Below are 25,917 nucleotides of genomic sequence, written 5' to 3' on the forward strand. Positions count from 1 at the left end.
TTATTGTTGGGATTTTAAAGGTATGTCAAAACGGAAAGTTGAACCAAACTCTAGTGGATTTTTGGTTTCGGTATTTCCTGATATTTGAATTCCCGATTGCGAATTCTGAACTTTTATCGGTTGTGACAGGACTGAAGGCGAAGATATATTAATTGGACCAAAATTATCAATTGTAATCAAGAAGTCCTGACCAATACTTTCCCTTTTCTCCATTTGGGTGATATTAAGGTTTAAATTTTCATCTTTGAATTGGAAGGCTCCTCCAATAAGCCCTGAAACAGAAAATTTATAATCAGAAATAGTAAACTCAGATTTAGCAGCTTTTCTGAAGTTGACAAACCAAGCAGAGGAATCATGGACAAGCGAAAACTTAGATCCTGAATACGTAAACTGCTCAATTCCCAAAGATGGGAAATCTACTGCACCCTCATTGTATAATTGAATAAATTCCTCCTTACTAATCTCTGGGATCATCATATAAAAATAAGAGTCGTTGTACATTGTTGCATTTTCAGCATGCTTGACACTGATCGTCAAAAGCGGTATTTCATTATTTTCAGGCTTATTTCGTTGGTCTAGCTGCTCCCATTTCGTATTTGTTGGCTTGGCGACCAAACTTACTTGAATATCTTTTTCCTCCACAGGAAAAATAATGTAGCCAGTGTCGTCATTCCAAACTCCAATGGGAATATCTGCTTCCATATGCTTTTCAAAGCCCAAGCCAAGTGATAACTTTTCGCTCCCATTTAAAAACAATGCATTTTCATGAAGAGATTCTTGGGTTACAGTGGTATGGACTTCATCTTTATCTTCATACTTTAATCCAAACCCCCAGAAAAACACGACATCTTGGAGCAAAAGATATGACTTCACCATCTCCAATTGATAGCTTCCACTCTTTCTGCGCAAGTTGCCTGCTATAAGAGCGCCTTTCTCTGTATTCAAGACACCTGCATAGCTGGAAAAACCTGAATAGTTTTTACCATAAGGCACTGCAGGTAGTGGATAGTCGATAAGAGCTGCTGTAGTTCCAGGTACTTTACGCCAATCCCAGGCACCCTTCACTTCATCAAAGCCAGGCTTATAATGGATAAAACTTCCGTCAGAACTGAAAAAGTTTTGCATCCCATTTCTTTGACCTTGATCACCGCTTTCCTGACCTGATGTTCTATCAGATACTAATCTGACGGAGGCTGTATATTTGGGCAGATCTGCTATTAGAAAATCTGAGCTGTAAAAACTATGGAATCCAGTATTTTTCTTGAAATCCAGATCTGATAGGACTCGATCTATTGCGATTCTTTCAGCAGAACCCTCTGAAAAAAAGCTTCTCAGCAGTTTAGCTCTGCTTTCAGGAAATTTGATCCAAGTTGACTTCACCTGATTATGTCGCCCAAGCGCCTGTTGGACCAGTTGATTATTTTCGAGGAAAAAGGGATAAATACCTTTTTCTAAAAACCCAGCAAGTAGTTTCAATTGATCCTTTTCCAAAGCCCACTTGGAATCTTTTACATAGTAGGCATAAGCAACAAAATCGTTAAACCAATCTAGTCCATAACCAAGATTGTACATTTGACCTCCTCCATAATTATGCTGATGCAAAGCAAAATCAGGCATTAAAGCGATCGGATGGCTTTGCCCGGTATTGATATGAAATTGAATCTGATTCTCAGCAATTTTTGAGACAGACCCCATCAAATCCTCACGGTCCAATGCAGCCGAAATAGCAGTCATAGCATAAAGCCTATAGCCTACATTTCCCATCCTCTGAACATCCTCATTCAAGTCATCTCCTAAATTGAGAAAACGATCCTCCGCTTTTCCAAAATTCCAGGTGTAACGGAGATAATTAGCCGATTCTTCTTGAATTCTCTTAATCCTTGGGGCATATTTTGGATCGGCTAAATCCGCTTTCATGGTATCATAAAGTAGGATCAAAATGGTGCCCAGATACCTTGGTTGATCTAGGGCACTATCCGTCCACCGGAATTGTGGCTTATCAATCACCCACCAGGCCAAAGTCTTGTACAATCGCTCTTTAATCTCATTGATCTCGACAGGTTCCTTCCCCTCAGACTGCATTCTCAAAAAATAAAATACCTCTTGAAGTAAATCCTTTTTAATATCCGCTGAGGTAGGTCGGGGATTAGTTCTAAAAAAAGCCCCATTCGAGTCATTGATTTTCTTTTTGAAGGTTTGGTAAGACCAATTCTTATCCTCATATCGAAGCACAGATTTATAAGCTCCCATTTCAGTCAGCCTTTTTCTGACACTGGCCAAGTCTTGTGCTGAGAGAAAATTAAAAACAAACAATAGGATAAAAGTTAAACTAAGCCTTGCCTTGCCTATTGATATTTCTTGGAATTTCATTTCAAATAATAAGTTACAAATTTCTGGATCAAGTCTGTCCCCAAATTGAATTGAGTAGTAAAATTGAGTCCTCCTGTAAAAAAAAGTCTTAGAAACAGTTTCCAATCTTTGTTCCAAAGTGCCACTTTCGCTAATTCTGTTATCTCATACTGCTTCATCTCCTGTTGGGCTTTTTCAGGAAAAGTTTCGAATAGGTTATTGAATTTTAAATTGAAGAGATTTTGAAACTTTTTGAAGTTTTCCACCGCAGGAATATTGGCACGATCATCTATGTTCAAACGAACCAAAATCTGATCATCCACATGCAGGCTCTCCTCCACTAATAACCTTATCATCAATTCAATGTCTTGCTTCCGGCGAAAAGTCTCGTCATACCCATCTACTTTTTCCAGTAGCGATTTGGAAATCATGAGGGTTGATCCCGAAGCAAAATTAATTTTACCCAAAGCGAAAGGAATTAAATAACTATCCATCTCAGGTATTTTGGCTGAGGTCCGAACCTTTTTACCGTTTTTGAAGGAGTCAAATCTACAAACGGTCATTTTTAAACCAGTCCTTTCCAATGATTGTACTTGAGCTTTGAGCTTTTCCGGATAAAACTCATCATCATTATCCAAGAAACAAATGAATTCTCCACTCGCGGATTTCCACCCGATATTTCTAGCAGCTGAGCCTCCCCTATTTTCCTCTTGTATGTGGTAGTGAATCCTAGGATCATCTCTATATTCATTTAATAAGGTTTGGGTTTGAACTTGAGAAACACTGCCAACCCCATTGTCATCTACTACAATCAATTCCCAATCTTGAAAAGATTGACTAAGCACACTTTGGATAGACTTTTGAAGAAATTCTGGCCTTCCATAGCTAGGAATAATGACTGAAACTTTAGCCAATTTTTAGGTTTTTAAACTTCCTGACACCTAAATGAAGCTGCTTTAAGTAGGAAAAAAAAGACCTAGTCTTCTTATACTTCCCGTAATTTTTGATTGCTGAGTAGAAAAAAAAGACTTGGGATATTTTGGGGCCGTAAATTCTGTAGGAGCGCCCACCTACCAATTGTAAAGCTTGATCAGAAAACATATTTACCCGTCTTTTTCCAGAAGTCTCAAAAGGGTGGCTGACAATGGCCACGGGGCAATAGAATATTCTTTTTCCTGATCTGATACAATCAGCTAAAAACGCTGTTTCTTCTCCTGAGGGAAACTCGGCCCCTAAACCAAGTCGCTCATCAAATCGGACTTGATCCAAGACCTCCATTTTTCCAGCGATCTCTATAGATGAAATCCTATCGATTGATTTTAATGAAACCGGATGACTTTTAAGAGGATAATTCTTAAATGGATGATTCTCTTCTTTTGACTTTACTTGGAAACATAAAAGATCAGCTTCAGAGTGAGTCGCAAAAGCATTTTCTATTTGATTTTCAAATCCATCCAAGAAATCAACATCCTCATCAGCAATCAAAAAATATCCGTCTGCCTGGTATTCTTTCGCGATTTTGATACAGTTGTTTCTGTTTCTAGAAAGCCCTTTCCCTTCCAATCGGGATAGCTTGACATCAGACCTATTCGCTAGGCCTGAGGGGACTGGGAGTAAAGCAATATTTTCGCCTTGCCAAGAAATAAAATAATTCACTGTATCCTTTGGCTCGGGTAGACTACTTGCTAGTCCATTTATACCCGATTGAAAAGCACAAACCAAGACATTAATCATAACTATAACCTGGCTATGATTGCAGAGGCCCAAAAGTACCCTACCTCCCAAGGGTCAGCCAAACTAAGTCCAACTATAAAGAAAGGAATGAATATATATAAAACCTTGGAGCCGGATTGAATTCCTATAAAATACCAATATGCAAAGTAAATAAGGGTGCCTATCAGTCCTAACTCACCTAGTAAAATAGCCAAATGAATATGAGCATACCCCCCTGACATATAAGAATATAAATACCCTCCAACTTCATACCCGAGTCCAAAGAGGGCAGTAGGCAAATCCTGCTCAAAGAATCCAGATAGTCCCTCCAGAATTTGGATTTTGGTTATGAAGCTTCCATCTGTAAATGCAACATTATCCTGAATAATAAAAAGTGTAAGGATGGAGGCCATCACACAGATGATGGCAAAAACCCATTTTGGAACGAAAGACCTTGAGTCCCAAAAATTAAATGCTAGCCAGAGTCCTGTAACAAAAATTGCTGCCCTACTCAGAGTGAAGAAAATCAATAGTAAAAATATTGCGGAGACAAGATTTCTTCTCAAGTAGGATCTATAATCAACGAACAAGTGCAAGGCAATAAAGATGAGTAGGAAAGCTCCCACATAATTAGAGTCAAAAAACATGACGCTAGACATCTTAAAAAAATAAAAGGTGTCCAAAGAGAGTCCTTGTTGGGCCCCAGTATAGATTTCTATCAAATAATCTGTGCTTTCAGAATTCAGATCTAAGGTGGGCATCAAATATCTGAGTGAAGTCTCAAGGGAGACAACTGTCAATACAAGTCCAATGATAAACTTCACCAAGGTTTGGATCTGATCTTTTGATAGGCCTGTAGCTAGATAGTTGGTCAAAAAATATCCTGCCAGGATATAAACAAAGTGAAATTGGTTTCTCAAAAATGGCCCCAAGCTTTCCATGGAATCAACCCAATACAAATGGGCCAAACTGAAATAGAGCAGGAAAATGCTAAGGAAGAAAAGCGTGGCTTTGGATAATCGAGAGGGTCGGAAGGGTTCGAAAAACTGTGCGAAAAACCAAAAAAGTGTGAGAAGCATCAATACCCGAAAGGGTACAAATCGATTAGCTCCTCCAAATAAAAAATCAAATCTTAGAACAATAGAAGATGAAAGAATATAGAGACTTGATAGTTTGAGGTTCTCTACAGACTTGGCAGAAAGCCTTATCACTTTTGCTTAGGTATTTTGATCAATACAAATAAAGCTGCTGTCAATACACCCAAAGAGCCCATCAAGAAGAGTACCAGCATTGTTTGAGGCTTGCTTTTGATGGCAGGAATGGACACAGGCTCTATTTCTGCAAAAATTGGGGTCTCTTCATTAAGCTTTATTTTCGCTTGCTCAAGCTGGCTATTTACAGTAAAATATAAAGACTTGGACAGCTCATATTGAGATGATAAATTCTCCAATTGATTTTGTAAATAAGGACTTCTTATATCGAGATTTTTCTCCTTGAAGCTAGCTAACCGCGACTGATCTTCTAAAAATTTTTGTTCGAGTTCCTTATTCCTAGCTGTCAGAAAATCAACCTGTTGAATTTGTTTATCCTGACGATATTTGGTCACATAAGAAACAAGATAATTCTTTGTGAATTCAGTGAGATAAGCAGACAATACGGGATTAGTGGTTTGAACACTCACCCGAATGATACCCGTACTTTTATCGACTGTAACTGATACAATTTCTTTTATCGCATTCAGGTATTTGAAATCACCGACTGTAGGCCTGTAAAATCCCTTTTCCTTTTTGACTTTATCAAAAATTGTCGAGGGAGGATTTTCTTCCTCATTTCCAATATTTCTTACAGCTGAAATTATTTCACCTGGTAACCCAATGGTATATTTCTTCAGAACAGACCATGGATTAGTTGGAGCGTAATTCTGACCATAAGACGTTAAATTCACACTATCCTTGAAATCTGGATGATAAAAAGTATAATCTACAAATTCACGAACAAATGGTGTGCTTTGAACTATACTTGGATATAATGAAGGCCTGATAGCATCCGACCCCGAAGCGCCCAGTGAAAATGATCCCAATCCAGGAATTGAAGAAGCAATTTGCCCCAAACCACCCAAGCTCGAAGAGCTTTTTGACTCAGGAAGTAAAAGCGTTTCAGCCCGATAAGACTTTGGGGTAAATATGATATAAATAACTCCAAGCACAGCGAAAGCAATAATTATCGCAAGTGCTTGAAATTTATTCCGTTCTAAGTGTTTTAAAAACAGATTAAAATCCATAAGATCAAGTTGGTTTTACTAGAACTTTCATCTTCAAATACATGATGCTCAGGTAATTCTTTACTTTGAAAATAAAAAGAAGTCTTCGAGTACTACTTTTTGGGAGTTTTTTGGAAAGATTGGAATAATATTCCTGAATAAGGTACCTGTTTTTTATAATATTTTTAATACCACGGTTTTCGCCTTGATATACCCCGTTTGCATGAATACGGTAGGTAGCCCAAAGGCCTTTCATAAAGCGGATTTTCCCTTTCATCTTCAAAAAAACAATTAAGGTCAAATCACCTGAGGGAAATCTCAACAATTCTTTCGGGTAAAAAGGCGGAGTATTTCGCATCATAATGGAACAAGAAGGATATACTCCACCCGATTCATGAAAAATTTTGAAAAGATCAAGATCAAAATCCCCTTTAACTTTTTCAAATTTTGTTTCGACTCTTGAATTCAATGACTCATCAAAAAAATGAGCGCCATGAACACAAGCTACATAGTCAGGATTATTCTCTAAGAAATCCACCTGCTTCTGTAATTTATATGGATCTGTCCAAAAATCATCCCCTTCACACATGGCAATATACTTTCCTTGTGCTCTTGGGAAATTATACGTTGCAGACAAGGCTCTTGTACCCTGGGACCATAAATTCTTTTCTTGAAAAATGGGTTTGATCAAATCAGGATATTTCTTTTGATAATCTAAAATAATTTGAACGGTATCATCTGTCGAAGCGTCATCATGGATCAAAATCTCAAAAGGAAAATCTGTTTTTTGAATCAAGAACCCGTCAAGAGCTTCCTTCAAAAATTTTCCGTGGTTATAGGTAAGACAGCTAATACTTACCAAAGGGATATCTGAATCTACCATATACTATAAAGCCTTTAAGGGCAATTCTGATAGGAGGCTTTCAAATAGAAAACTTAATGCCTCAAGGCTTTTTGTAGAGCTCTGATTTTTGCCTTTTGGTTTTTTCATTACTTGTTCAATAGCGAGTAAAAGTGACTGGTCATTTTCTTGGGGAAGAAGCTTTACCAAATCCTTTTTGATGTAGCTTGAGTAGTAGTTAATGGATTCTTCATCTATAAGAATTGGTGTATTTCCCATAGAAATACTTTCAAATATAGAACTGGAATTCCTGGAAATATGAACATCACAATTTTTTAACAAAAACGGTAATTGTAGCCGATTCGCTTCATCTAAATTGAAATTTGTCAGGCCATTTTTCTCAAACATTTCTCTTACCTCCTCCTTTGCTAAGGAAATAGCAGGGTGAAGTCTAACCCACCATTCAAATCGATCCTGTGAGTTTCTCATGGCATCGAGGATGAAATGCTCCGGGCGATTAACCGTCAGAGTGTAAAGGATTACTTTTTTTGGAGAAAGACTTTCTTGTGACAATGTCGGAATAATAAAATCAAGCCAAGGGTTTCCACCTACCAAAACTCTGTGCTTGTTTTGCCCTTGTATCCACTGATTCATAGCTTCTTTCACAGGCTCATCCCAAACCCAGAAAAAGTCAGGGAAGGTGTTGTATCCCTCTTTTGGATAATCCCCAAACCTGCTGTAAATGAGATTCTCGGGATCGGACGGGAACCCATGTCCGATATCTATTGATTTCACATCGGCTTTTGAAGCAGCAAAAAGCATGGCAAACATTTGCTCGTTAAAAAAAGTCAAGCAAAAAGCCATCTTTGGCTGGTATTTCGAAAAAAGTTGCTCAAAACGAAAAGATTCCCGATAAATCTTTTCAATCTTGTGAGCCATGATATCGGCCATATCCTTAGGTACTCCGAGTCTTGAGAGCGAATCAAAAAAACCTACAAACCTTGAGTCATTTTTTAGCCACTTGATTCTACTTTCATCGTAAGCCCCTGGTTCATACCCATCAATAAATTCTATTTCATCACTTATTTGCTTATACTCAGACCTGAACTTATTGCCGGTAGAATACTCTACTTCGATTGATCTTAGATGAAATTTATTTTCAATTATTTGAGTCAATGGGAAAAAAAACTTATTAATAAAACGACCCTTAAAAGTGGTTCTAAAATACCAAGAGCCAAAAAACATGGCATGTGCTGGAGTAGGATCTGCTTTCATGCTTTTTGAAACACGCTTTTCGGTCTGAGCTAAATCTTTATTCCTAAATGCTAGTTTAACTTTTAGCTTCCTCAAAAAAGACCGTACTCGTTTTCTTTTTGATTTTCTAAGCCAATCAAGCTTCACCGCATTTTGTCGAGAGTTCAATTCATTTCTACACTCTACAAAAACCAAGGATCTAAGAATTGGCCAAATATCCATCCCCTGATATTTCCAATCAGAAAGGTCATGGTCTCTTTCAAAAGAAAGAATGTTGTCTTTAATTTCTTTTAGATGAAACACTACTGGAAATTGTGGTTGAATTAAAAAATTGAAAAAGAGAGTCGATAGTATCCCTCATGGTGTGAACCGGTCTCCATTGGAATTGAGATTGGAACTTGCTGCTATCTAACCTACCGACACTTGAAAAGTCATTTTTAAAGTCTTCAACTATTATATTGGATGAAGCTTTTTCAGCAATCCAATCGGCAATCTCAGATAAAGAACAAACTGAAATAGCTCCGATATTATAAAGTTCATCGAGTTGATCAGGATCCTTTTGAAGAATACTTACAATAGCTCTTGAAGCATCTCTGACGTCTAGCCTTTCTACCAATATCTGGCCATTGAAAAGCTGTATTTTTGCCTCACTCTCAGCCTGCAATACCATTTTGGACAGGACATCAACCGGTTCCAATCCTGGCTGACCTCCGCAAAGGGTTCCCAACCTAAGTGATACTGTTTTGAGCTGCGGGTAAATCCTATTCAAATTCTGTAGAATCACTTCAGTGGAATACTTTGCTTGTCCATAGACACCTAAAGGTGCCACGGGACTCAACTCTGTCCAATGCTCCCCACTCTCTTTACCATAGACACTTTGGGAAGAAATATTTATAATCAAAGGAACATGATGAGCAGCCAATTTTAAAAAGAGCCTACTTGTCAGCTCAAGACTTTCAGCAATAGCCTGATTGCCTTGATAGGGTCTAGCAAATGCTACATGCAATCCGATATCTATGGTTCCAAGATCAAAATCACCCTGATCAAGACTCTCAAAATCAATACATTTATAAACTAGTCCTCCGAACAACTGTTCTAGTTTCTTTTTATCTCGACCTAGTAGAATAAGGTCAAAATTATTTTGGTCGAGAAGATTCTTCACCAGACTTTGTCCCAAATACCCTGATGCTCCGGTAATAAGAACTCGCTTTCGAGGAGAAAATCTATCCTTATTTATAGCTGAAAAAATCTCTGTGATTTTATCATTTTTTGAAAGCCCCATTACCCTGTCAGCCGTCTGACGAATACCAAATCTGCGAGGATTAAATTCAAGAAAAGAAGGCTGATCTCCGATATTCAACCAACTTTTAATGCATGCTTCGACTTCATTAAAGCCCATTAACGCTCGTAAACCCGTGATCCCTGTAAAACGGGGATTCATTTCAAAAACTTTAAGGCCTCTTTTTGTCATTCTTCCCTGAATATTCAGAGGACCTACCAAACCGCGATTAAGAAACTCGGGAAGCAATCGGTCCACCGTCTCCCAAATCAAAGGGTCTTCATAGGGCAAAATTTCAATCGGAATTCCACTACTTAGTTTATTATAGGTAGCCATCTTTCCCAAGAGCTCCCCATCTTTACCAAAGACCAATTGAATGGAAATTTCCGCAACTTGAGGGTTTCTATTTTTTGAAATTTCAGAGATAAAAAAATCATAATTTGGATCTCCCTCTACCGGAACGGCCAACTCCTGAAGGATATGATTTTCGGTAATTAGATGAAAATCTTCCTCACTTTGGATTATTTCTACCCCTTTAGAGGCAAAACCACTTCTAGGTTTAGCAATCAAAGGAAAGCTAACTTCCCCTTCAGCTATGGCATCTAGTACTGTTTCTTTCTGAAAACACTTTACAAAAACATCTGCGATTGGATTTAGCTCCAAACTCATCCGTTCTTTATCCCTACACAAGGCAATCATGTCTTCAGAGGCAGCAAGAATTTTGATACCTGACTTCTCAAATTTGGTTTTATTTTGAGAGTAAATATGAGCCTCATCATCTCTCCCCGGGATGAGAAAATCGATCTTATGCTCAATACATTTTTTTATCAGTTCATCGACAAAATCTGAAGCATAAATCGTAGGGGTATAATCCATTGCATCGCATGCATAGGCACCGTAGGCAAATGGGTTTGTCCCCAAGCCTACTTTTTTGAGTGGAAGATTAGAAAGTCTACATGAATTGATTACTGACTCCCCTACGCCACTTCCTATACAGCTTATTCCAATAGTATATTGCTTGCTATGGCTATTAATCATTTAATTTTCGTGTGCTCTTAAAATTATTCTGCAAATCAAATCAACCTCCTCTATAGCCAAGTCAAAATACAGGGGAAGACAAAGAACCCTTTTGGCCGTTTCCTCTGTAATAGGCATTTCAGAATTTTCTAAATATGGTAAAATACTGGATAGGGAGGGATAGAAATACCTTCTGGTAAATATTTCGCGCAGTTTCAATTGATTAGCGCATTTGAGCATAGTCTCTTCCGAATCGAAAACGACAGGAAAATAGGATGCATTATTGGAAGCATTTTCATGCCATTTGGGATATTTAATTTTGAGACCCTTCAATTTTTGACGATAACGATCCGAAAGCATCGTACGCTGCTCAAGGATTGAGTCGAAGAAGTCTAAATTTGCCAAACCCATTGCAGCATGAAATTCCGAGTTCTTTCCATTGATTCCCAATTCGGAAAAATTAGATGGTCCATCAAAACCAAAATTTCTCATTCGCTCCATTTTTTTTACCAGATTGGGATCTTTGGTAAAAATCAATCCTCCTTCAATAGAATGGTAAAGTTTTGTTGCATGAAGGCTACAAACCGAAATATCCCCGTAATCAAATATTGACTTACCATTGATCTTCACACCAAATGCATGAGCCCCATCATAAATAACTTTCAAGTTATGTCGTTGAGCAATTTTTTCAATTCTCTCCACATCACAAGGGTTACCATAGACATGAGTGGCTAGAATTGCAGTGGTATTTTCATTGATGGCGGCCTCGATTTTATCTGGATCAATATTCAATGAATCCGGATCAATATCTACGAATACCGGCTTACAGCCTTCCCAAACAATACTACTGGTGGTTGCTACAAATGAAAAAGGTGTGGTAATAATCTCCCCCTTTAATCCCAAAGCTTTGATAGCAATCTGAAGGGCAATGGTTCCGTTGGTAACGAATAATGCATATTTTAAATTTTCTCGCTCTCTAATTCGAATCTCTAATTCGCTAGCCAAAGGCCCCATATTTGTAAGCCATTGCCTTTTCCAAATACCTTTCAGATAGGAGTCATAGACTTCCTGAGGAGGCAAAAATGGTTTTGTTACTGGTATCATAAGATTCTGATATCTACCAAAATTAAAATCACGACAGGGTTAAAGGCTCACCTTTTTTGAAATCCCTGGTAGCATGAGTTCCTAAAACTTCATGAAAATGCTTCGGATGCAAACCGTACCCAGGTCGAATACTTCTAATATTGCTTTCTGTAAATTTTTCACCCTTTTTGATGTCTGCTGTCACAAAAAGGGATCTTCTCCTTATTTTACTTTTTTCGCTGACTTTATAGCTCACCTTTCCTAATGCAGCCTCAGCCTCTCGAACTGACCGAACCATGAATGCAAATTCCTCAGGTTCCATTGAAAATGCAGAATCCGGTCCCCCTAGGGAGCGATCAAGGATAAAATGCTTTTCAACAACTTCAGCACCAAGTGCTACTGCCACAACGGGAACTGTACTTCCCATAGTATGATCCGATACACCAACTTTCACACCAAAAGTCTCTCGAAGATTGGGAATAGTTCTCAAATTAGCCATTTCAAAGGGGGCAGGATATTCTGAGGTGCATTTCAATAATGTAATATCCTCATTTCCTTCATCCCTACAGGCTTTAACAGCAAGCTCTATATCTGCAAGTTCGGCAACTCCAGTAGAGATGATCATCGGCTTACCTTTAGAAGCAGTATAACTAATCAATGGAATATCAGAGATTTCCAAAGATGCGATTTTATACCGCTCTACTTTTACTTCATTTTCCAAAAAGTCAACTCCTTCACGGTCAAAAGGAGAACTAAAAAAATCAAGACCTAGGGATTCAGCAACTTGCTTCAGTTTGGGCTGCCAATCATAGGGCATACTTGCCTCTTGAAATAATTCATAGGGCGTGCGACCTTGCCAGAGCCCTTGCTTCAAAGGTCCGAAATATTCATTCTTCACATTTAAAGTCAGCGAATCAGCAGTATATGTTTGGATTTTTACGGCATCAGCTCCTGAACTTGCCATTGCTTCAATGGTCTTGACTGCGAGATCAAAATCATTGTTGTGATTCGCCGATAGCTCAGCTATGATATAGGTTTTATTTTGCATTGAAGTTGCTTTCTATAATGTCTGCCACTCGGCTTACTCCTTTTAGATCCACCACACCTCGTGCTTTTTTGCTGTAAAGTTTTCTTACCTCTTCCTTGCGCATTTTATTAATGGCTGATTGAAGCGATGCTTTGGTCAATTGATCATATAGCCCCAAATGAAGGATCGATTCCGTTTGGTCGGCAAGGTATTGGGCTGCTTCTGAAGTACTAGGCTGATGACCTACCGAGATAATAGGGATTCCCAAAGCCATCATTTCGTATGTAGAAACACCAAAAGCACAAATCACAAGATCACCAGTAGTAATGATGGAGTAATCAAAAGGAATAAATCTTCGATACACACTTGATTTGGGTATACTCCCTTTATGTAAAAAGCTTTCACCAACAAAAAAATCAAACTTTATACCATCTAAACTTTCAAGGTTTTCTACCAATTTATAAACACCAGACAAAATATTTCTGGGGTCACTTCCTCCGGTTACTACTCCTATCTTGGTTATTTCTGAGCGGATCTCAATGGGCTCAAGAGCGTAAAGTGACTCATTAAAGGTAAAATATGAAAGACCTTGAAAGACCTTGGTTGAGTCCCCAAAGTCTTGGAAAAAACCACTATTCTGGTGAATGGAAGGCAAAATGTATACATCGGCAAAGACCTTAGCCTCAGTTAGATTTTGGTACATGCATATAGGAACATATTTTTTTATCCCTTCGGATTCTTCAAAGCTATAGTTTATGTTTCCATCAACATACAATAGATCATAGCCTCCATCCTTCAAAAAATCAATTTCATTGTTTCCTTTATGGAGAACTGATACGGTATGAGGAAAACCAGAATCAATTTTTTCCTTCCAAAAATCTGATTCTTTACACACAAAATCAATAAGATGGCCTCTGTGCTTCAGCGCATTTGCTAATGATACCGATCTTGCAAAATGCCCTAGACCTATCCCCTCTCCTGCATCTACCCTTAAAAGAATTTTCATTCAGCTACACTCCCAATCTGCCGAGCCGGATTTCCGACCATTTTTGCGTAATCTGGAACATCTTTCAGCACTACTGTACCGATTCCCGTCACAGACCACTTACCTAAAGACACAAACTCTAGAGTAGTAGCATTTGTTCCTAAATATGCCCCTTCCTTCAAATGGACATCCGCTCCTATGCAAGCATTATTTGCCACATAACTATAATCATCTAATCGCGCTCCGTGTCCCACAAGAGCTTGGGCAAATATCTGCACGTGATTTCCGATATGGGTATTCGGACCTACTGACACGAAGGGCTGAATACATGTTCCGTGACCAATTTTAGCGTATTTAGATATGACTGCGGTTGGATGAATTAGTGTAGCAAAGCGATCCTGAGGAATCTGAAGATCATGAAGCTTTCCGAGAAATTTAAAATTGAGCTTTACCGAAATCAAAGAATAGAAAAAATACACATCTGGATCTTTCAAAAACCTGGAAACTGTTTCTGCGTCTATTTTGCCAAGAACTGGATAGCCATTGATTGGGTCTGTTTCTCGATCATTCAGGAAGCCAAGTAAGTTCCAAGTGGGATTTTTTTCATTAATGTCTTCGACGGTTGACTGTACAACAGTTCCGTTTCCAAATCCCCCGATAATTATTAATTTTTTCACCTTGAGTTTTTCTTTTCGATGAGCATTTTTTTCTTTAGAACCTTTTGTGCTGCTAAAATCATTGGCGGCCCGATAAATTTCCCATTGATCATGGCCACTCCATTTCCTTGACTTTTGGCTTGATCTGCCAACTTTAACATCTCTTCAGCATCTTTTATCTCCTTGGCTGAAGGAGAAAAATACCGATGAACCAACTCAAGTTCTTTCGGATTTAATACCATCATCCCTTCAAAGCCCAGATTCTTGGCAACCTTTAGGTTTTGTTCAAGCTCTTCCAAATCATGAACATTAACATGAACCGTATCGATTGGAAGGATACCATGTGCCTTTGCAGCCATAGCGATTATGGCCCTTGGAGTAAATAAACTTTGGCCTTCTTCATCATGGATCCCTCCTAAATCTGCAATAAAGTCTTCACAGCCATAGGCAATTGCAATCACCCGGTCGGAAGCCTGACAAATCTCCTGTGCATTGAGAACAGCAGCAGCTGTTTCTATTAGTGGAATAATCTTGAAAGTACCCACCGGGATACCTTTTTCGTATTCAATAGTCTCTAGGAGCTTATCAAAAAAATAAACATCTTCTCCTTTTTTTGATTTGGGATACATGAAACCATGAATTCCTTCTATTGTTAATTCATAAGCATCTCGAAGTAACTCTCCGCTTTCGCGGTCATTAACTCGGGGAAAAACCAAAAAGTCTGCAAATTTCCCTTTAGAAACCCAATTCTTGATATTTTCCCTGGCGATGACCTTGTTTTCGGCAGGCTGGACGGAATCTTCTAAATCCAACAAAAGCACGTCTGCAGATCGATTGATGGCACTTTCCAGTAACTTTTCCCGATGCGCTGGAACAAACATCAAACTTCGCATCAAATGGGCTTGAATAAAATTCTTCATGGTTGAGCCTTTTTTACCAAAACTGTCCTAGTAAATTTCAAGACGTCTGTTCCATCTTGATTAAAGGCGATCGTTTCTACTTTGATAAGTCCAGAGTCCTTTCGGGATTTAGATTCCCTTTTTTCAAGGATCACCGTCTTGGCATAAATTGTATCACCTATAAAAACGGGGTGAAGATGATTCACTGACTCATAGTTCAGATTTGCTATCGCTTTACCACTGATATCCGGAACTGTAATTCCGACTACTAAGCTAAATACTAAGGTGCCTACGACAAGAATTTGACCATGATGTTGCTTGGATGCGTAATCTGCATTGAGATGGACCGGGTGGTGGTTCATCGTCAATAAACTGAAGAGATTATTATCACTCTCGAAGATGGTTTTAGAAAGAGAATGCTCGATTACATCCCCCACCTGAAAACTTTCGAAAAAACTGCCAAGCTTAGAGGCCTCCATAGTTGCTAGATTTTAAAATTAAGTCTATCCTGTTCAAATGGGGTAATTCAACAACCTTTCCATCAATATTTGCCACAGAAAAATTTTGAACACCACCTATTTCATCCATGTATTCCTTGACTTTTAGCGCAAACTGCAAGTCAGCGTCATTGAACTTCCAATGCTTTTGGAATAAATCCAACTGCCATGGATGAATCAAAAACTTCCCATCAAATCCTTTATCCTTTCCATCCACACACTCAGCGGTGAATGCATTTTCATCATCAATATTCATGGAAGCGATATCAATTACAAACTTTTGAAATGCTTTGGAGTAGTTTAATACGCTCAGTCTAGCCCAATTCACATTTTCGAAATCATGCTTCATTCCCACAGCTTGGCAGTAATCATGACTCCCAAAACCCAGGCCCTCTACTATATCATGTGAAGCTATCTCTCTAAGATTTACAATAGCAAGAGGGCTTTCGCAGAGTACCATAAAAGATAAATTTTTGGCAGCGATATTGGTTGACTTGGAAATAAACCCGTCTATTTGGTCTCTTGATTCAATTTTTGCCAGCAAAAACTTGCCAAACCCTCTAGTGTATAGTTCCTTAAGGTGCTCTTTTCTGATGGTAGTAGGAATCCTTGCCCACCAATTTTCCCTGACTGAATAGTCCTTAAGGTTCTGGATTGCATCTTCTATAGGAATATTTCCCAGTGCATCCTCAAGATCAATCACTATATCAGAAGCCGGTATGGAGGAAGCCTTTGGTAAAAGCTTTTTATTGCCCGCTGGAACAAAAAAGAAGGACTTCATATCTGCTTTAAATTTTTAAACTTCCACTCGGCCATTTCCCAGTCCTCAAGGGTATCAATATCCTGAGCATATTTTTCTGAAATGACTATTGCTCCTCTTTTGCCTTTTTTCATTCCAGATTCGGCCCTGAACCAATAAAACTGTCCGGCATCGTGATATGCTTTCTCAAGATCCTGGGAACGATGGTTTGAAAATTCCGAGAAGAAAAAATCTACCTCACCTCCTTCTGTTATTCGAAATGCACGCTGAATAGGATAGGAAAAAGGAACTATGGGTCTAATACTATCGAAATTAGAATTTTCTAGCAATCGGCGAGCTTCTAGCAAATCTGAATTCTGAGTCAATGGAGATGTAGGAAGAAGACAGCATATGAATTCAAAAGTTCTACCAGCTGTTAAATATGTTTCAAGGACTTCTTCTACCACTTCTGCCAATGGGGAAAAGTCATCTGATTTTTCCTTACTTCTTAAAAAAGGAACAATCGCCCCAAAACCCTCAGCAACTTTGGCAATCTCCAAATCATCGGTAGATACCATAACCTCCTCAAACAATCCTGAATCTAACGCAGTCTGAATACTGTATGCTATGATTGGTTTTCCTAGAAATTCACGGATGTTTTTTCTGGGAATCCGCTTACTTCCTCCTCTAGCTGGAATGATACAAAGATCACCCATTATAAAAACCATCAATTTTATCCATCACAAAACGTTGCTCTTCATCCGAGAGTGAGGGAAACATCGGAATACTTATGCATTGACTGTAGTACTTTTCAGCAATTGGCAGGTCTCCTTCTTTCCATCCAAACTGTCTATAATAAGGCATGAGATGTGCCGGGATATAGTGTATTTGAGCAAAAATCTCTAAATCTCTTAAATACTTATGAAGTTCCTTACGCTGTTTTACCTCAAGGATATAAAGATGATATGCATGTCCTTCTATCACCCCTGACTGTCCCAAAACATAAGACTTATTCTTGAAAAAATCGAAATAGCGATTTGCTAGTTCCCTCCTTCGACTTAAGCCCTCTTCTGCCCTTGAGAGCTGACTCCTTCCAAGCGCTGCCTGCATATCTGTAAGACGGTAATTATATCCCAACTCTTGCATTTCGTAGTACCAGAGAGAGTCATCGTATATTCGATTTGAAGGATCTTGTTGGATACCGTGCGTCCTTAGGTTTAAGATTTTTTGATAAAGCTCTTCATTATTGGTTGTAATCATTCCTCCTTCACCAGCTGCGATATGCTTGACCGGATGAAAAGAAAAAATAGCTAAATCTGCATATTGACCAGACCCTGAAATCACCTGTTTTTGATCACTATCCAAAAAAAAGCCTCCGGGTGAGTGACAGGCATCCTCAATAATCCAACAACCAAATTCATCAGCTAATTGCCGATATGCTTGCATATCAACTACCCTTCCTGCAAAATTCACAGGAATTATTCCTTTAATTTCCCGTCGAACATCAGCCCGAAGAATTTCTCTCACATGCTTAATATCGAGTAGGTAGGTCTCAGGATCAATATCCCCAAATATCACTTCTCCCCCGCAGTAGCGAACGCAGTTGGCAGAAGCCACAAAGGTAATGGGGGTTGTAATCACCTTATCTCCTGGCTTGACATTCAAAGCGATAGCATTCAGGTGTAAGGCAGCTGTACCATTTGATACAGCTACTGCGTACTTTGCGCCTACATATTCTGCAAAAGCTTGCTCAAATTCAGCGATTTTTGGACCTTGAGTGAGGTAGTCGGATTTCAGAGTATCTACTACCGCCTGAATGTCATCCTCTGTGATGTGTTGTCTTCCGTATGGAATTTTATTCATTAAATGCCGAAATTAGGGTCTACATGTTCCTTTATTAATGCTCTTAAGCTTTGGACACTTTCCCAGTCCGAGTTTGTTTCTGAATTATATGCAAACCCTTCAGGGACCTTCTTTGCTCCAAATTTCTGAATAAAGTCATTCACTTTCCATTTCGGAGTAGTAGGTAGAATCGTGAAATACTTTCCCAGATCATAAGTATAAAATGAATCAGAAGGCGTTATCATTTCCTCATGTACTTTTTCGCCGGGCCGAATCCCAACAATTCGCTGCTCACACTCTGGACCAATCGCCTCGGCCACATCAATTATTCTATAAGAAGGAATTTTAGGAACGAAAATTTCGCCTCCCCAAGCATGTTCTAAAGCATGCATGACCATTTCCACTCCTCCCTGCAGAGAAATATTAAACCGGGTCATCTTTGGATCTGTAATAGGAAGCACGCCTTCTTTCTTTTTATTGATAAAAAATGGAATGACGGAGCCATTGGACCCCATTACATTTCCATACCTTACCACACTAAATCGAATAGGATTCCAGCCTTTAATATTATTAGCTGCTACGAAAAGCTTGTCTGACGCCAATTTGGTAGCTCCATAAAGATTAATCGGAGCGCAAGCTTTATCTGTTGATAGAGCTACGACACGTTCCACATTCGTTTCCAAACATGCATCAATTACATTCCTGGCACCGTCAATATTGGTTTTCACACATTCCTCTGGATTATATTCAGCGATGTGAACATGTTTCATGGCCGCTGCATGAATCACGTAGTCCACATCCTTCAAGGCTCTTTTTAGCCTGTCTTTGTCTCGAACATCTCCTATAAAAAATCGAATCTGTCGATAATCCTCATGAGGATATTCTAGGGACATTTGATACTGTTTTTGTTCATCCCTAGAAAAAATAATCAACTTTCTTACATTAGGATATTTCTTTAGAATATGCTCAGTAAGTGCTTTACCTAGAGAGCCAGTACCCCCTGTTATTAATATGGATTTTCCTGCTAACATTTAATTTATATCTCCTGTAATTGGACCATTTTTTGGAAAGAATCGGACCTTCTTATCAAATCAGAAAAAGCGCCCCTATTCTCTATTTGTCCATGATTTAATAAGATTACTTCATCTGCACTTTTGATAGTAGATAGTCTATGTGCTACAATTAGGAGTGTGTATCTACCTTTTAATTTTTCAATATTTTCCTGAATTATCTTCTCAGTTTCAGAATCCAAAGCTGAAGTTGCTTCATCCATGATGAGAATATCGATATCCTTGAAAAGTTCTCTTGCAATCGAAAGGCGCTGTTTTTGTCCACCGCTGATCAGGATTCCGGCCGAACCCAAATTGGCATTTTCTTTTTCAGGAAGAGATAGAACAAAATCGGCAATCGCTGCCTGTTCTAATGCTTTCCAAAACCTTTTTTGATTTTCAGGGCTTGGCTCAGACCATTGAGTTACGTTATTGAATATGGTATCTGAAAAAATTACAGGTTCCTGGGCAATATATCCGATTCTCTTTTTGAAACTTAATTTCTCAACCTCTTCAAGGTCTAAACCATCTACAGTTATTGATCCAGTTGAAACAGGCATCAATCCAGCTATCAAATTGACCAAAGTTGACTTTCCGCTGCCGCTTTCCCCAACAAATGCGTAGGCTTTATTTTTTTTGATTGTTAAATCAATTTCAGTCAAAACCATCTTATTACCATAAGAGAAGCCAACATTGTCTAAGCAAATTGAATCTTCAAACTTCTCAAACGGCACCACTCCATTTGATTCTTTTTGTGACTGGAGTTCTTTCATGAAAGCAGTCATGTTTTCCAATGAGCCCGACAAATTCAAAAAGCCATTCCACTGTGTCTGCATCATTACCAAAGAGTTCAGAGACCTATAGAAAAACAACAAACTCAAAATAATGACACCTAATTGTTGGGAAAAAACATTGACCTGAACAATGATTACCACAACTACCACAAAAATCACCATAGGCTCACGTGCGGCAACTAGTAAAGCGTTATAAAAGCCTATTTTCTTATTACTTTTTACAATATAATCTACTGCCTCACGCAACCTAAGCTCATATGTTTTGATAAAACCTGTTGCCTTTAAGTACTTATAAAAAGCTACTTTCTGGATTAGCATTCCTTGGAATGTATGTCCACCCGAAGTAATTTTCTTCGAAGTCTCCTTTGTTTTCTTATACACTCGATTATACAAGAGATTGGTTGCACCACCTCCTACCGCAACTAATAATGCAAACTGAGGATCTGTAAAAAAGGCAAGGATTAAGTAAACAAAAACCAAGGTTCCGGATTGAACCGCAGCAAAATAAAAAGCATAAGCATTGGAAACTCTTCCTACCTCGGCACTTAAGGTATTTTGGATTCGGCCAGAATCAGCTAAAACAAAGGATTTGAAATCAAAATCTGATAAGCCACTCAAGCTATCAAAACGTAGTTTTCGGATAAAAAACTGTTGAGTAAGTACGTTGTAATATGACTCCAGAAACTTCATGATTCCTTTTAATACAAAAAGAGTGAGAAGCATCCCAAGCACTAAATAAAGATTTAACTCAAAACCTAAAAGCTCGATAGACTCTATCAAAAAGCTCATCCCTCCCAAAGTTTCGGGATTGACATCAGCACTTCCGTCAACCATTTGTAGCAATGGTAAAAACATTGCTAACCCAAGTCCATCTAAAAGCCCAACAAAGAAACTGAGAAAAAAGGCAATAAAAATCCTGTACCCTAGATGATGGTAGAAGTAGCTGAAATGAATCAGATATTTTTTGATTAAGGATTTAATTTTAGACATTTCAATAAATGAACAAACCCTATTGATTAGATGCGGGTACGCCTTTCAAAATGGAATTATTCCCGAAGTTCTTGGTGACCACCGCTCCAGCTCCAACTATCACATTATCGCCAACTTCGACCCCTGGTAACAAAATTGCACCTGCACCTATCCTGCAGTGCTTACCTACTTTGGCACCTCCCAATAATATCGACCCAGGGCCCAACTCAGAGAATTCACCTACTATGCATTGATGATGCACATTCGCTCTGGAATTAATTAAAACGCCTTTTCCAATTTCTGTCTCAGGGCCTACGAAACCAAAAGGCATCAAATCAAAACCTTGGCCTGACCCCATTAAAACACTATTTGTGCCTTTCAACGCGTAATGGTCTCCCCCAAATGATTCAAATTTTTTTAAAAAATATTCTCTAAAAGCCGGGGACCCTACTCCCAAGCAATAATTAGGATTCGTTTCCAATGCTTTTTTCAACTCATTTTCAGTATTCAATATTTTAGACCCCGAGGAATAGATTATTTTCTTTGACCTATCTTCATCATAGAAACAGATTTCTGAGGCTGGAAAACCTTGGGAAATTAGCACTCCATACACTTCCAAGCCATGCCCTCCTGCTCCTGCAATGATCATATTTTTTAAAAATTAAAATCTCCCCAATCTTGTTTTGGGGAGATTTTGAATTATCTATTTAGAGCCAATACCAAAGTGGGTAAATCCTAATGACGCTAAGTATTTCTTGTCATAGATATTCCTACCGTCAAATACTACTTTGTTCTTCAACAATTTAGCGACTGCTTCCCAACTTGGTATCCTAAACTCGGACCATTCTGTCACCAAGAGTAAGGCGTCAGCATCCACACAGGCATCATAGGCATCATTGCAATAGGTCACTTTATCGAAAATATAGTGCTCTTTTGCCTCTTCCATCGCTTTTGGGTCATAGGCACGCACTTTTGCACCCGCCGCCCGGAGTTCATCGATAATGACTGCTGCAGGGGATTCACGCATATCGTCCGTATTTGGCTTGAAACTCAACCCCCACATGGCAAAGGTCATTCCACTAAGATCTTCTCCAAAATGAGATTTTACTTTCGAAGCCAAAATATGCTTTTGATCATCATTTACATCTTCTACAGATTGTAGGACGCGAAGATCATACCCATATTCTTTTGCAGTTTTGATGATTGCCTTCACATCTTTGGGAAAACAAGACCCGCCATATCCTACACCTGGATAAATAAACTTATTTCCAATCCTTGGGTCAGAGCCAATTCCTTTCCGAACCATATTCGCATCAGCTCCTACTTTTTCACATAGGTTAGCAATATCATTCATAAAGGAAATCTTTGTGGCAAGCATGGCATTAGCAGCATACTTGGTCATCTCTGCAGAAGGAATATCCATGTAGATAATCCGCTCTCCACTGAGTTGAAAGGGCTTGTAAAGCCGCTGCATGATTTTCTCAGCACGCTCATCATCTACACCAATCACAATTCTGTCAGGCTTTAAAAAATCCTCTACAGCTGCTCCTTCTTTCAAAAATTCCGGATTGGATGCTACCGCAAATGGAAGGTCTGACCCTCTCTTATCCAATGCAGCCTTAATCGTAGCCCGAACTTTTTCTCCTGTAGTGACTGGCACTGTGCTCTTTGTAGCAACCACAATGTAATCGGTCATCTTTTGACCAATCTCATCAGCTACTGCCAAAACATATTTCAAATCAGCTGACCCATCTTCTCCAGGAGGAGTACCTACGGCAATAAACGCCACCTCGGCACCTTGAATAGCCTCACCTAGATCCGTACTGAAATGAAGTCTTCCGCTTTTATAGTTGCGAATCACTATTTCCTCCAGGCCTGGTTCATAGATAGGCATGATTCCATTCTTGAGCTTATCGATCTTTTTCTGATCAATATCCACGCAGGTAACTTCGATACCCACATCTGCAAAACAAGCACCCGATACCAAGCCAACGTAGCCTGTACCTACTACTGCAATTTTCATGAAACTAGATTTATCTTATTTAATATTTATTGTATCAATCTCTCAATTAAAATCCCCAAAGTAGCAAGGCTTGAAGCGATCCCAATCCAAGCAGCTGCATTCATACGCTCCCTTTCAGGCTTTCCTGGAACCACGATTTCAGCTCCAGGCAATAATTTGGGATATTTTTTAATCCCCAGAAACCCTTTAGTTTGTGCAGCATCTCCATTTGCATACACTACATAAGATTTAGATTTTCTGGCATTCTCTGTAAATCCACCTGCTTTTGAAATATAATACTTCAAACTTCTACCACTCTCAAATCTAGTAGTCGTTGGAAGCAAGACCTCTCCTACCATCCTGACCGTTTGTAGTTGTTTCGGAATTTGTAAAATATCACCCTCCATCAAAATCAAATCCTCTTCCGAACCTGGGTTTTTCAATATTTTCTCCAGATCTATACCAACCATATCCTCTTGCTGAAACCGTGATTTATTTAGCTCTGGATCTATAGAAAGTGTATCCATTAGAATTGTGGATGGATCAGAACTTAAATTGGAAGAAATACGTGTCCGATTATACTCAATCTCCTTGAGCTTTTGTTGGACTCTTTCAAACAAGATAAGTTCAGCCTCATTCAAATTTCGATTCGTTTCTGGGTTTAACCTGTCAAATATTTCTTCTAGGGTTTCTTCCCTGATTTCCTCCTCTGTTTTTCCTTTATAATAGACAGTTCGTCGAATTAAATTGGCACCTTGCGGATAAGCAAATTCATTCAACCCCCCAGCTCGCTCAATTACATCAGAAATCCTTTCGTTTGCAGAGGAAATCACAAATTCTCCCGGAAACTTCACTTCTCCTCTTACAGTCATGATTTGTTCTCGCTCAAAGCCAGGACTTCTTCTAATAAAAACATGATCAAATGGCTGAAGTGGTAGCTGCTTCTCCTCTTCTGTGATTTCGAGGTCCGAGCCTATACTTAAAGTAGAAATCTCAGCTATCTGCCTACTGCTTGCATCCCGGACACGCCTAGCTACCTCTATGGAGGAATTGCTTGCAGACTCCAAAAGCCCACCCGCTCGAAGTATTAAATCACCAACAGTCATGGAGTTTGCAAAAGGGTAGGTGCCTGGAAAACTCACTTCTCCACTGATTTTGACATAATACTCTTCCTGGATTTCATACCGACTTGGAATGAAAAGTAAGTCTTCATTTTTCAACGGGATATCTTCTGCACGACCTTCCAGAATTTCTGACAGCTCAATTGTAATAGCGGCTAAAGTAAGGTCCTCACTTGTTCGGTATAAAGTCACCCGATTAGTAAATGCCTCTGGACGGAGTCCTTCAGCTTTTTCGATAAGCCCTTTTATAGTGAGCCCTTCCTCCAAAGAAAATTCTCCTGGCCGCATCACTGACCCACTTACTTGCACTCTATTTGAGTAGCGATCTAAGGCCTCTCCTATTAAAACTTCGTCACCAACCTGGGGATAAAAGCTTCCAAAATCTGAAGAAGGAACATCTATAATCTTCCGTTGGTTGTCTTCTATTCTCCGAATTGTCACGCGATCCCGATAGGCCAAACTGGAAAACCCACCCGTATAAAGAAATAAATCCTTTAAGCTCTCTCCAGACTTCACCTCAAATAAGCCTTCTCGATTGACCGGTCCTAACACCTCGGCGCGGCCTTCTACTGCTGGTACAATGATCACATCATTATCCTGCAGATTGATATTAGCCGATTGGTCTCCCTTGGAAAGGAATTCATAAATATCTACTTGAGAAATAAGCTTGGACCCTCTGTAAACTTGGATTTTCCGGAAGGCTCCATTTTCATTGGGGCCGCCAGCGGCATAAAGGGCATTAAATACCGTGGCAAAAGATGGCAATGTGTATGTTCCGGGCTTGGTAAGCTCTCCGACCATGGATACTTTGATAGACCGAATGTTACCTAATCTGATTTGCAAAAAGGTGTTAGGGTTAGCACCTTGAAGACCTGAGTATATCCTAGAAAGTGCAGTTTTTATTCTTACGGTGGCTGCTTCAATCGTAGCCCCTCCTACTTGCACAGGCCCAACATTTGGTAGAAATACTCTACCTTCCGGGGTCACCTGTACATCAAAGGATTGCTGAGAAGCCCCGTAAACATCAATTAGCAATTGATCCCCACTACCAACTACATAAGATTGTGGTGTGGGAAGATTCAGACTTGGACTAAAATCCAGATTTCGATTATGGAAAAGCTTAAACCCAAATATCTTCTTTTGCTTTGGCGTAAGATCGTAATATGGGTCAGACCTTCTTAGAGAATCAAATACATCCACTTGCTGAAAACCCATTTCTCTTCCAGAAGTGAGATTTCCAGAGTTTGGGCTTTGAGCTTGATTTTGAAGTTGCTGGATTCGCTGCTGAAGTTTAGCAGCTTCTGAAGCTGGCATTCCTCGCTCTCTTGCTAAAGCAACTAGCTGATTTGTCGTAAGACCATTGGATTCTGCCCGCTTGATGAGGTTCTCTATCTGAGCATCTGATAAATTGTCTACTTTGACCGATTGAATATCGGATAGACTCTGAGCCTGAATTGAAAATGAAATCAATACCGCCAATAAGGAAAGAGAAAAAGATTTCAGAATTTGACTTCGAAATATTTCAACTGATTTTTTCAAAT

Annotated in this window: 22 protein-coding genes; all 22 read right to left on the reverse strand. The window is 39.1% G+C overall.

Annotation, left to right across the window (positions count from 1 at the left end):
- Positions 1-2,250, reverse strand: coding sequence for a polysaccharide lyase family 8 super-sandwich domain-containing protein (locus OU792_RS01185; RefSeq protein ID WP_274669253.1), 2,250 nt, complete (start codon positions 2,248-2,250; stop codon positions 1-3).
- Between the two features lie 116 nt (positions 2,251-2,366).
- Positions 2,367-3,263, reverse strand: coding sequence for a glycosyltransferase family 2 protein (locus OU792_RS01190; protein ID WP_134202220.1), 897 nt, complete (start codon positions 3,261-3,263; stop codon positions 2,367-2,369).
- A complete protein-coding gene (locus OU792_RS01195; RefSeq protein ID WP_274669254.1) occupies positions 3,256-4,083 on the reverse strand; it encodes a hypothetical protein in 828 nt (275 codons plus the stop codon). The genes OU792_RS01190 and OU792_RS01195 overlap by 8 nt, the downstream gene beginning before the upstream one ends.
- 2 nt (positions 4,084-4,085) lie before the next feature.
- Positions 4,086-5,273 carry a hypothetical protein gene (locus OU792_RS01200; protein WP_274669255.1) on the reverse strand — a complete coding sequence of 396 codons (1,188 nt, stop codon included), beginning with the start codon at positions 5,271-5,273 and terminating at the stop codon, positions 4,086-4,088.
- Entirely contained in the window at positions 5,270-6,343 is a 1,074-nt protein-coding gene (locus tag OU792_RS01205) for a Wzz/FepE/Etk N-terminal domain-containing protein (RefSeq protein WP_274669256.1), read from the reverse strand. Before OU792_RS01205 ends, OU792_RS01200 begins: the two co-directional genes overlap by 4 nt.
- Before the next feature lie 4 nt (positions 6,344-6,347).
- A complete protein-coding gene (locus OU792_RS01210) occupies positions 6,348-7,205 on the reverse strand; it encodes a glycosyltransferase (protein WP_274669257.1) in 858 nt (285 codons plus the stop codon).
- Between the two features lie 3 nt (positions 7,206-7,208).
- Positions 7,209-8,438: a hypothetical protein gene (locus tag OU792_RS01215; protein WP_222583714.1), complete on the reverse strand. Its 1,230-nt coding sequence runs from the start codon at positions 8,436-8,438 to the stop codon at positions 7,209-7,211.
- A gap of 259 nt (positions 8,439-8,697) precedes the next feature.
- Positions 8,698-10,734: an NAD-dependent epimerase/dehydratase family protein gene (locus OU792_RS01220; protein ID WP_222583715.1), complete on the reverse strand. Its 2,037-nt coding sequence runs from the start codon at positions 10,732-10,734 to the stop codon at positions 8,698-8,700.
- Complete coding sequence (locus OU792_RS01225) at positions 10,735-11,817, reverse strand: DegT/DnrJ/EryC1/StrS family aminotransferase (protein ID WP_026944744.1); 1,083 nt, start codon at positions 11,815-11,817, stop codon at positions 10,735-10,737.
- Between the two features lie 28 nt (positions 11,818-11,845).
- Positions 11,846-12,844 (reverse strand): pseudaminic acid synthase, encoded by a 999-nt coding sequence (pseI, locus tag OU792_RS01230; RefSeq protein ID WP_134202213.1) that lies wholly within the window; start codon positions 12,842-12,844, stop codon positions 11,846-11,848.
- On the reverse strand, positions 12,834-13,829 hold the full coding sequence (locus OU792_RS01235; RefSeq protein WP_222583716.1) for a hypothetical protein: 996 nt from the start codon (positions 13,827-13,829) through the stop codon (positions 12,834-12,836). The genes pseI and OU792_RS01235 overlap by 11 nt, the downstream gene beginning before the upstream one ends.
- Entirely contained in the window at positions 13,826-14,485 is a 660-nt protein-coding gene (locus tag OU792_RS01240) for a PglD-related sugar-binding protein (RefSeq protein WP_134202211.1), read from the reverse strand. The genes OU792_RS01235 and OU792_RS01240 overlap by 4 nt, the downstream gene beginning before the upstream one ends.
- Positions 14,482-15,384, reverse strand: coding sequence for an HpcH/HpaI aldolase/citrate lyase family protein (locus OU792_RS01245; RefSeq protein WP_222583717.1), 903 nt, complete (start codon positions 15,382-15,384; stop codon positions 14,482-14,484). Before OU792_RS01245 ends, OU792_RS01240 begins: the two co-directional genes overlap by 4 nt.
- The gene (locus tag OU792_RS01250) at positions 15,381-15,842 is read right to left on the reverse strand and encodes a MaoC family dehydratase (protein WP_134202209.1); all 462 of its coding nucleotides are present in this window, start codon (positions 15,840-15,842) and stop codon (positions 15,381-15,383) included. The genes OU792_RS01245 and OU792_RS01250 overlap by 4 nt, the downstream gene beginning before the upstream one ends.
- Entirely contained in the window at positions 15,829-16,641 is an 813-nt protein-coding gene (locus OU792_RS01255) for an HpcH/HpaI aldolase/citrate lyase family protein (protein WP_274669258.1), read from the reverse strand. Before OU792_RS01255 ends, OU792_RS01250 begins: the two co-directional genes overlap by 14 nt.
- Positions 16,638-17,315, reverse strand: a complete 678-nt coding sequence (gene pseF, locus OU792_RS01260; protein ID WP_134202207.1) for a pseudaminic acid cytidylyltransferase — start codon at positions 17,313-17,315, stop codon at positions 16,638-16,640. Before pseF ends, OU792_RS01255 begins: the two co-directional genes overlap by 4 nt.
- Complete coding sequence (gene pseC / locus OU792_RS01265) at positions 17,308-18,462, reverse strand: UDP-4-amino-4,6-dideoxy-N-acetyl-beta-L-altrosamine transaminase (protein WP_274669259.1); 1,155 nt, start codon at positions 18,460-18,462, stop codon at positions 17,308-17,310. The genes pseF and pseC overlap by 8 nt, the downstream gene beginning before the upstream one ends.
- The gene (gene pseB / locus OU792_RS01270) at positions 18,462-19,472 is read right to left on the reverse strand and encodes a UDP-N-acetylglucosamine 4,6-dehydratase (inverting) (RefSeq protein ID WP_222583720.1); all 1,011 of its coding nucleotides are present in this window, start codon (positions 19,470-19,472) and stop codon (positions 18,462-18,464) included. Before pseB ends, pseC begins: the two co-directional genes overlap by 1 nt.
- A 5-nt stretch (positions 19,473-19,477) precedes the next feature.
- Positions 19,478-20,764, reverse strand: a complete 1,287-nt coding sequence (locus OU792_RS01275; RefSeq protein WP_274669260.1) for an ABC transporter ATP-binding protein — start codon at positions 20,762-20,764, stop codon at positions 19,478-19,480.
- A 529-nt stretch (positions 20,765-21,293) separates the two neighbouring features.
- Entirely contained in the window at positions 21,294-21,902 is a 609-nt protein-coding gene (locus tag OU792_RS01280; protein ID WP_134202204.1) for a DapH/DapD/GlmU-related protein, read from the reverse strand.
- 54 nt (positions 21,903-21,956) lie between these two features.
- Positions 21,957-23,276 carry a UDP-glucose dehydrogenase family protein gene (locus OU792_RS01285; protein ID WP_026944732.1) on the reverse strand — a complete coding sequence of 440 codons (1,320 nt, stop codon included), beginning with the start codon at positions 23,274-23,276 and terminating at the stop codon, positions 21,957-21,959.
- Positions 23,277-23,302: 26 nt separating this feature from the next.
- Entirely contained in the window at positions 23,303-25,915 is a 2,613-nt protein-coding gene (locus tag OU792_RS01290; RefSeq protein WP_274669261.1) for an SLBB domain-containing protein, read from the reverse strand.
- Between the last annotated feature and the right edge of the window lie 2 nt (positions 25,916-25,917).

Origin of the sequence: Algoriphagus sp. NF, assembly GCF_028823735.1 — a bacterium.
Taxonomy (GTDB): domain Bacteria; phylum Bacteroidota; class Bacteroidia; order Cytophagales; family Cyclobacteriaceae; genus Algoriphagus; species Algoriphagus marincola.

What these genes read in the sequence shown, in the direction of transcription:
- OU792_RS01210 (WP_274669257.1), bottom strand. Translation starts at nt 7,205, where the DNA reads ATGGTAGATTCAGATATCCCTTTGGTAAGTATTAGCTGTCTTACCTAT.
- OU792_RS01220 (WP_222583715.1), bottom strand. Translation starts at nt 10,734, where the DNA reads ATGATTAATAGCCATAGCAAGCAATATACTATTGGAATAAGCTGTATA.
- pseC (WP_274669259.1), bottom strand. Translation starts at nt 18,462, where the DNA reads ATGAATAAAATTCCATACGGAAGACAACACATCACAGAGGATGACATT.
- OU792_RS01250 (WP_134202209.1), bottom strand. Translation starts at nt 15,842, where the DNA reads ATGGAGGCCTCTAAGCTTGGCAGTTTTTTCGAAAGTTTTCAGGTGGGG.
- OU792_RS01185 (WP_274669253.1), bottom strand. Translation starts at nt 2,250, where the DNA reads ATGGGAGCTTATAAATCTGTGCTTCGATATGAGGATAAGAATTGGTCT.
- OU792_RS01245 (WP_222583717.1), bottom strand. Translation starts at nt 15,384, where the DNA reads ATGAAGAATTTTATTCAAGCCCATTTGATGCGAAGTTTGATGTTTGTT.
- OU792_RS01280 (WP_134202204.1), bottom strand. Translation starts at nt 21,902, where the DNA reads ATGATCATTGCAGGAGCAGGAGGGCATGGCTTGGAAGTGTATGGAGTG.
- OU792_RS01205 (WP_274669256.1), bottom strand. Translation starts at nt 6,343, where the DNA reads ATGGATTTTAATCTGTTTTTAAAACACTTAGAACGGAATAAATTTCAA.
- OU792_RS01255 (WP_274669258.1), bottom strand. Translation starts at nt 16,641, where the DNA reads ATGAAGTCCTTCTTTTTTGTTCCAGCGGGCAATAAAAAGCTTTTACCA.
- OU792_RS01195 (WP_274669254.1), bottom strand. Translation starts at nt 4,083, where the DNA reads ATGATTAATGTCTTGGTTTGTGCTTTTCAATCGGGTATAAATGGACTA.
- pseI (WP_134202213.1), bottom strand. Translation starts at nt 12,844, where the DNA reads ATGCAAAATAAAACCTATATCATAGCTGAGCTATCGGCGAATCACAAC.
- OU792_RS01225 (WP_026944744.1), bottom strand. Translation starts at nt 11,817, where the DNA reads ATGATACCAGTAACAAAACCATTTTTGCCTCCTCAGGAAGTCTATGAC.
- OU792_RS01285 (WP_026944732.1), bottom strand. Translation starts at nt 23,276, where the DNA reads ATGAAAATTGCAGTAGTAGGTACAGGCTACGTTGGCTTGGTATCGGGT.
- OU792_RS01235 (WP_222583716.1), bottom strand. Translation starts at nt 13,829, where the DNA reads ATGAAAATTCTTTTAAGGGTAGATGCAGGAGAGGGGATAGGTCTAGGG.
- OU792_RS01215 (WP_222583714.1), bottom strand. Translation starts at nt 8,438, where the DNA reads ATGAAAGCAGATCCTACTCCAGCACATGCCATGTTTTTTGGCTCTTGG.
- pseF (WP_134202207.1), bottom strand. Translation starts at nt 17,315, where the DNA reads ATGGGTGATCTTTGTATCATTCCAGCTAGAGGAGGAAGTAAGCGGATT.
- pseB (WP_222583720.1), bottom strand. Translation starts at nt 19,472, where the DNA reads ATGTTAGCAGGAAAATCCATATTAATAACAGGGGGTACTGGCTCTCTA.